This window comes from Okeania sp. SIO3B5, from assembly GCF_010692555.1.
GTDB lineage: Bacteria > Cyanobacteriota > Cyanobacteriia > Cyanobacteriales > Microcoleaceae > Okeania.
On record NZ_JAAHHG010000462.1, the window covers coordinates 1 to 7,962 of the forward strand.

A 7,962-nucleotide genomic window follows, 5' to 3' on the forward strand; every position below is an offset into this window, starting at 1 on the left:
GTCCTGTGCTATTATCTGGATATACAAACGTTTAGACAAAAGTAAGCAGCAAAGCATGGTTTAGACGCTATGCCGACTGTGTAGGGGCACCGCGGAAATTGTCCCCAAAGAATATATCTTTGGTCAGCTAAGAAAAAACGAAGCAACAAGGATTTATCCTGTTGCGTAGTATCAACTTAGAATCCCCTCGGCAATAGCTGCGGGGAGTAGTCAAGCACGAGTTACGAAAAACTATGAAAGGAAGGCAGTCTGTCTTCTGCCTTCCTTCCTCCAAAGTGTAACTATTCAACAGGACATAATATATAGCAATGTGCGCTGGCATATTTACAAATGACAGGAACTGTCCAATAGCTAAAATCTTATATTATCAGCAATTTATATCATGTCCGGTTGAATAATTAGACAATGGTTGTCCGAAGGCAGGAGGCAGGAGGCAGGAGGCAGAAGGTTTTCTCAAGAGTGTCACCTTAATTTTATACACGCTCCGATGCTACCGGACATGATATTATTCCCCTCCTGGGAGGGGGAGGGGCGAGGGGTGGGTTGCCAGATGAGCTGTTGCCTGCGCACAGCGCTATATTTTTTAAACAATCTCCATGAAATCATCAATACCGATCGCACTTCTTTCTACACCCTGTAAAATAATTGAAAGTCGATCGCCACTAATGCGAGTATCATTACCTATCTGAGAAACACTTAACTGCTCAAAAGTCAGACCGCCCTTTAAACCAATGATGTCTATTCCATCTTCAAAATCAGCGATCGTATCATCGCCATAACCAAACCCGAACTCAAACATATCCCCACCTGCTCCACCAGTGAGAATATCATCACCCATTTGACCACCAATAATATCATCTCCTATACCACCATCAACTGTATCGTCACCTTTGCCTCCTTGGAGCAAGTCATTACCATCCAAACCTTGGATAAGATCATCACCTCTATTTCCGCACATGAGATTATTTTCAGAAGTTCCGATTAAATCATCATCATCATTTGTACCCATAACAACATTAGGAGCAATAACTGACTGAGTTCTCTCCCAAACACTTTCCCCCACTTCTCGCCCTAATACCCGAGCATTGAGATCCCCATCATCAAAATGAATACCACCATAAAGACGAGAAATACCAGCCTCATCAGCAGCTTCACTAAAAGTATCCCACTCCAAAACAATAGGTGCTTGGGGTGTCAGACCAGGTTCAAAACGAGACTCGCCCACCTCAAAACTTACCCCTGCACCAAAATCATCGCTACCAGTAAACTGTTGGAGAATTTCTGCACCCGCAGCACTGAAAGTACTATGACCAGATACATATTCAGCAAAAGGAGGAGAAGGGTCGCTACCAGGAGTTTGATAGGTGAGAAAATCTGTTGCCAAAATCGTTTGAGTTCCTTCTGCTGGCCCTGCCCAAGCATCAATGGCAAAACCACCAAGCTCTGGATTAAACTCTCCTATTAAACCCAGTTCCCCTAATTCCCGTACTGTGCGCACAGGTCGAGCATAATCATAAAAAGTTTTAGATTCCCAAGCAGCAATACCAGCATCAAACACTGCATTACCCATATTAAAGAACAGTTTCACATCCTGGTCTAAAGTATGATTATCCCTAGCAGAAACAAATTGTCCGAAAGTCATCCAAGTTCCAGGAGGGAAGGATGTACCGCCCCCATCTTCCCAAAATTCGGCGATTAATTTTTGTTCGTCTGTGAGGTTAGCACTAAGATCGACAACTCTTTGTGTTTGTTCGATAAATCCTGGATTAATATTGTACCCACAATATCGGGAGTAATTTCAACCACAGACTGGTCCGCTAGAGTAATTGTGCGTGCATTCAAGTCTACCTCACCATCTACCAGTAAAAATGGTTCTGGTGCTTCTGGTCGTATTTCTTCAAGGGATGTGAGGCTAAATGGTGTAACACTTCCCCACTGGGGAGTTAGGAATGTTTGTACTGTTTGTTCTTCACCAGGTAGAGCATCAATGGGAACTCTTTCAGGAGTCCACAGATCGATGTTAATGGGGTCTCCAATAGGATTAACGGATTGATAGCTATTAATATCGGAGTAAGGAGTGCCGTCACCGTTGGGGTCATTTCCTAGTTGGTTGGAGCCATCATTACGACGGAATGTTAATAGTGCTTCGGCGGAGACGTTACCAATACCAGCAGGAGTAGTAGTATCGGTGGTTGTGTTGTTGGGATCGTAGCCCAATTCCGCCATGACTTCATTGAAAATTTCTACTTCGCTAGGGAATAGTTCGGATAGTACCCGGTAAGCAGAAAAACTCATGGCTTCAGTTTTGTTGGCATCAGTGTTTTCTGATTGGGGGCGTTGAAGGCTATCCTCTAATTGAGTTGATGTTGCTAATGAGTCATAGGCGCTCCAAGCGTCATAGGTGGCTGTGTGTAGGATGCCATAAGCACGGGAGGCAATAGTCGGACCGGGGGCAGTGTTGATGACTGCTTGTTGTACTGCTCTATCCCACAGTACGGAAATGCTTGGTGTAGCGTCTTCTACTGTGACGAGTTGAGTGTCAGGGTTGAGGATGAGATTGATGTTGTTGTTAGTATTTGGAGATGTAGAAGATGTAGAATTCATAATATTATTTAATATTATTTAATTAATAGAGATAACCAATAATTTTTAAGCTACTAAGTAGGTAGGCATAAATAAAGGTTAAAATAAAAAATATGAAAAAGAACCTATAACCTAGTTCTCAATAGGTTTTCACTGTTTTGAATTTTTATTGCTATTTTACTCAGGACTTACGCACAGGCACTATTTATAGAGTATAAAGACTATTGGACAATAGTTTCGAGCGCTATATATAGCGTATCTGCGTAAGTCCTATTACTGATAATTAGGGTTTGCTGAAAAAGTCTGATGGTGATGATAGGCAACAGGGAACAGCTCCGAAAAGCAACAGTTTAGACTATCTGCTACGGCTAAATTTTCGGCATTGTCAAGGGAAAAATATTAGTATTTTGAGACTAAAAGAGCCAAAAACCTTGCACTTTTTCAGAAGAAAAAGCCCTGGAAGCCTTTACAGGTATTGATTACAATTTTATTTTCCAGCAAGCCCTAATTAGGCCTACCTACTTATTATGTTTGTTTTGAGCAGTAAGAACTTGCAGTCATTTTCTGATTACTTGCTACCTATTTACTATATACAATTTTTGTATCAATGAGAACAGTATAATTATGGATTTATCGAAAATTTATATTTCGATAAATTATCTCAAATTAATAGTGATAATACTGATAATATAGCAATGAGCGCTCAGGTATTTACAATGTCCAACTCAAAGTGCAGTAAGCTAAAAGGTGTACAAAAAATAATGTGTAAATAGGGCTTGCTGATTAAATCAGGACTTACGCAAAGGCACTATATAAGGGGTATCGCTCAGTTACGAAGTGCGCTAACACACCCTACTGGACTGTTTCATCTTAAATGTTGCATTAGAAAATGGGGTGATGGGGGGATGGGGTGATGGGGGGATGGGGTGACGAAAAAAGCTAATGCACTATTTTAGGTGAAACAATCCACTACCAATAGCGTTCATGCGTAAGTCCTATAAATCTCAAAGCATTGACTGATATTGGTTGTAGTATTTTTTGATCTAAAAAAGTGTCAGCTTTTCAGTGGAAAAAGCTCATGCATGCTAGTATTTTTGGAGGATTATGGCAGACAAATCAAGGGACAATTTTTCCGACTACCTCCTCGCTCGTACCCATTTCTCCTGTCTCCTGTCTCCAGTATAGCTGTCTCCTACCCTCACCCATAAGACTTTTTCAGCAAACCCTAAATATGCCAGCGCACATTGCTATAATGAGCCAGATTTTAGAGATAGTGACATCAATTACAGCACTTTTTAGGATAGTGAGGTACGCTTTTAAGGCTAATCTTTTTTCCCTACTCCCACTCCCTACTCCCTACTCCCCATCTCCCCATCCCCCATCTAATTACACCGATGCTACCGGATTTGATATAACTCCCCTAGCTCCTGAATTGCAGGATTGCTGTTTGCGCAGCATGACCTAGGAAATTCTGACTCCTACCCTCACACATAAGACTTTTTCAGTAAACCCTAAATATACCAGCGCTCATTGCTATATATATTTTTTAATTTATTCCCGCACTCCCCACACCTTCCACGCTCCCTACACTCATAAATTCTTTCCCCCTGCTCTGTAGGGACGTTGCATGCAACGTCCCTACAAACTCCCTACTCCCTCTTTTTCGGAGAGGTCTAATTAACCAATATTTCCTTCTGCCTCCAGCATAGCTGCCTTCTGCCTTCCTTGATCATGTCCGGATAATAGCGCGATCAAAAACATTCTACCTTTTAACCAATATTTTCTTCTGCCTTCTGCCTCCAGCATAGCTGCCTTCTGCCTCCAGCATAGCTGCCTTCCTTAGTATGCACTTGCAGAAAATTTGTTAACTCACAAGACTAGAAGTAACAGCCATTTTCTGAGTATGTTCGTGGAGATATTCCAAAAATGCTTGAGCTACTACCGATAATTGTTTGCCAGCTAGATAAGATACATACCACTGTCGCTTAATTGGAAAATTTTGAACATCTAGGGTAGTGAGTTCCCACTCAGAACTTTCGCAGTAGAGAGTATGTTTTGACAAAATAGAAATTCCTAACCCTCCAGCGATCGCTTGTTTAATAGCCTCATTACTACCAAGTTCTAGGCGCACTTTCACAGAAATTTTGTGCTTGGTAAATAGTTTTTGCACCGCCTGGCGAGTACCAGAACCCGATTCTCGCATAATAAAAGCTTCATTATTGAGACGTTTAATCGGAATATTTCTCTGGCCTGCCAAAGGATGATTTTTGTTCGCTACTAAAACTAGGGGATTATCCATCAAAGCTTCACTACATAGAGGTATATCTTCAGGAGGTTGACTAGATATATATAGATCGTCTTGGTTTTCCAACATTCGTCTAGTGATGTTTTGGTGGTTTGTCACTTCCAGAGAAATATCTACACCTGGATACTCTTGGCAGAAATAACCCAAGATTCTGGGTACAAAATATTTAGCAGTTGTAACTACTGCCAAACGTAATCGCCCTTGTTTAGTCCCCTTAATATCAGCTACCGTCATCTCAAAGCGATCGAGCTGTTCAAAAACTTCCTGACAAGTGGCAAATAATTCTCTACCAACATCTGTTAAATAAAGCTGCTTGCCAATTTGCTCAAACAAAGGCATACCGACTGCCTGGCCCAGTTGCTTTACCTGAGCAGAGACAGTGGGTTGAGTAATAAATAACTCTTCAGCAGCCTTAGTAAAACTACCATGACGGGCCACTGTTTGAAAGACTCTCAACTGATGTAAGGTTGCCTGAATCAAAGTCTATTCCTCACTAAATAAATATATAAGAAAAATAAAGAAAATCTTAAGACTGCTATAAGCAATTACAAACTATCAAGTATTGCATTCTTAATTGATTTCTATAATAATCTTGACATAGACAATAGTCAATGGTTAATATAGATTCCATTGAGTTAATTAAATAAAAAAAAGAAAAACTTATAAATCTTTATGGCTTTTGCTACACAAGTTTTCAACAAGATAAATTTTAGGAATATCAAGGGCGATATGTTCGGCGGTTTGACTGCTGCTGTCATCGCCCTCCCTATGGCACTCGCCTTCGGTGTCGCCTCCGGTGCCGGAGCTGCTGCTGGTTTGTATGGCGCTGTATTAGTAGGTTTGTTTGCAGCACTATTTGGTGGTACTCCCACCCTGATTTCTGAGCCTACCGGACCGATGACTGTGGTAGCCACTGCAGTGATTGCTAACTTAACTGCTTCCCACCCAGAAAACGGTATGGCAATGGCTTTCACCGTAGTCATGATGGCCGGAGTACTCCAAATTGCTTTTGGTTTATTGCGATTTGGTAAATACATTACCATGATGCCTTACAACGTGATTTCTGGTTTCATGTCAGGCATTGGTTTAATCCTGATTATCTTGCAAATTGGTCCGTTTCTAGGGCAAGCTAGCCCCAAAGGTGGTGTAGTTGGAACCCTTCAGAACATACCTAACCTTTTAACAAATATTAATCCTATAGAGACAGGTTTAGCAGCTCTGACAGTAGCTATACTTTTTTTGGTGCCTCCTAAAGTCAAGAAATTTGTGCCACCACCATTATTAGCATTGGTAGTAGGAACAGTAGTTTCTATTGTATTTTTCTCAGATGCTGGTATTCGTCGCATCGGTGAAATTCCTACTGGTCTACCTAGCTTACAGTTGCCTTACTTTACTCCAGATCAACTCAAGTTAATGATAGTTGATGCAGCAGTGTTAGCTATGCTTGGCTGTATTGATGCTTTGTTAACTTCCGTGGTTGCTGACAGTTTGACTCGGACTCAACACAACTCCGACAAAGAATTAATTGGTCAAGGTTTAGGTAACTTGGCTTCAGGATTGTTTGGTGGTCTTCCTGGTGCTGGTGCCACTATGGGTACTGTAGTTAATATTAATACAGGTGCTCGCTCTGCTCTATCTGGTATTACCCGTGCTTTCATTTTAATGATTGTGATTTTGGGAGCTGGTAGTTTAACTGCACAAATTCCTATGGCAGTTTTGGCAGGAATTGCTCTGCAAGTTGGTATTAAGATTATTGACTGGGGTTTCCTCAAGCGTGCTCATAATATCTCTTGGAAATCTGCCATTATTATGTACGCTGTGATCGGTCTAACTGTATTTGTTGACCTAATTGCTGCTGTAGGTATTGGGGTGTTTGTTGCTAATGTTCTCACTATTGATCGCCTAACTCAACTTAAATCTGAGGACGTTAAAGCAATCACTGATGCTGATGATGCAATTATCTTAGACAATGATGAGAAAGAATTACTAGACCGTGCTGAGGGTCGAATTTTATTATTCCATCTGAGTGGTCCGATGATTTTCGGTGTTTCCAAAGCTATCTCTCGCCAGCATACACTTCTGAACAACTATGAAGTGTTGATTGTAGATTTGAGCGAAGTACCTCACATGGGTGTAACTTCTGCTCTAGCAATAGAAAATGCAATTCAGGAAACTGTTGATACCGGTCGTCATGTATTCCTAGTTGGTGCTGCAGGCAGCGTCAAACGACGTTTAGAAAAACTGGGAGTTTTAGAGATTGTACCTCCACAAAATATGTTGGTGGATCGCAAACAAGCATTAGTCAATGCTGTTGCCTTGGTTACTTCTGATGTTAATATGAATTCTGCAAATTCTAAGGTAACTAACGAAACTCCACCCAGTTTTGATAATCTGCAAATTGGTAAAAAATCTTAATTAAGAAGGAAGAAGGCAGAAGGCAGAAGTGAAAGAAAGGTTTAAAGGGATAAGGTTTTTTTATCGCTGATTATCTGAACATAACATAATTCACCAACTTCACTTCGTTCAATGATTTGATTTGCAGACCAAGGAAAATCAGTTAATATTAACTCTCAAAAAGCCGGATGAGGAAAAACTCTCCGGCTTCTGCTATTTATCGGGGGAAGGCATAAGGCTTCAGTAGTTATATCATGTCCGGTTGAATAATTAGACTTTGGTGGAAGGAAGGCAGGAGGCAGGAGGCAGGAGGCAGAAGGTTTTCTCCCATTGTCACCTTAATTTTATACACCCTCCGATGCTACCGGACATGATATTAGCCCTCTGCTGCGACTAAAGGGAGCAAGGGTTTGCTAAAATAGAATAGGGTAAAAAGGTAGAAATTTGTTTGCTCCCCATCTCCCCATCTCCCCATCTCCCCATCTCCCCATCTCCCCATCTCCCCATCTCCCCATCTCCCCATCTCCCCATCCCCAACTTATCCTCCAACAGGTTCAAGCCGAATTAATTGTCCGTTAGGTTGATCGGTGAGAACATACAATAGTCCATCAGGTCCTTGTCGTACATCCCGTACTCTCTGACCGATAGAAATAGATTCCTGAGTGACAACATTACCCGCA

7 protein-coding genes are annotated in these 7,962 nt (G+C 41.4%); 1 reads left to right on the top strand and 6 read right to left on the bottom strand.

Annotation, left to right across the window (positions count from 1 at the left end):
• Positions 1-583: 583 nt before the first annotated feature.
• From F6K54_RS35485 to F6K54_RS35500, 4 genes are all read right to left on the bottom strand, one after another.
• On the bottom strand, positions 584-1,642 hold the full coding sequence (locus tag F6K54_RS35485) for a hypothetical protein (protein WP_293088452.1): 1,059 nt from the start codon (positions 1,640-1,642) through the stop codon (positions 584-586).
• A gap of 53 nt (positions 1,643-1,695) precedes the next feature.
• The gene (locus tag F6K54_RS35490) at positions 1,696-2,604 is read right to left on the bottom strand and encodes a DUF6851 domain-containing protein (RefSeq protein ID WP_293088454.1); all 909 of its coding nucleotides are present in this window, start codon (positions 2,602-2,604) and stop codon (positions 1,696-1,698) included.
• A gap of 1,656 nt (positions 2,605-4,260) precedes the next feature.
• Complete coding sequence (locus F6K54_RS35495; RefSeq protein WP_293088456.1) at positions 4,261-4,389, bottom strand: hypothetical protein; 129 nt, start codon at positions 4,387-4,389, stop codon at positions 4,261-4,263.
• A gap of 58 nt (positions 4,390-4,447) precedes the next feature.
• The gene (locus F6K54_RS35500; protein ID WP_293088458.1) at positions 4,448-5,368 is read right to left on the bottom strand and encodes a LysR family transcriptional regulator; all 921 of its coding nucleotides are present in this window, start codon (positions 5,366-5,368) and stop codon (positions 4,448-4,450) included.
• A 192-nt stretch (positions 5,369-5,560) separates the two neighbouring features.
• On the opposite strand from F6K54_RS35500, the gene F6K54_RS35505 reads away from it, so the two are divergent.
• Entirely contained in the window at positions 5,561-7,303 is a 1,743-nt protein-coding gene (locus tag F6K54_RS35505; protein ID WP_293088460.1) for a SulP family inorganic anion transporter, read from the top strand.
• Positions 7,304-7,675: 372 nt separating this feature from the next.
• Here the strand turns inward: F6K54_RS35505 and F6K54_RS35510 are convergent, their stop codons facing one another.
• Positions 7,676-7,813 (bottom strand): hypothetical protein, encoded by a 138-nt coding sequence (locus F6K54_RS35510; RefSeq protein ID WP_293088462.1) that lies wholly within the window; start codon positions 7,811-7,813, stop codon positions 7,676-7,678.
• Positions 7,814-7,820: 7 nt separating this feature from the next.
• Positions 7,821-7,962, bottom strand: a 142-nt coding sequence (locus tag F6K54_RS35515; RefSeq protein WP_293088464.1) for a PQQ-dependent sugar dehydrogenase, incomplete at its 5' end; no start/stop codon positions are given.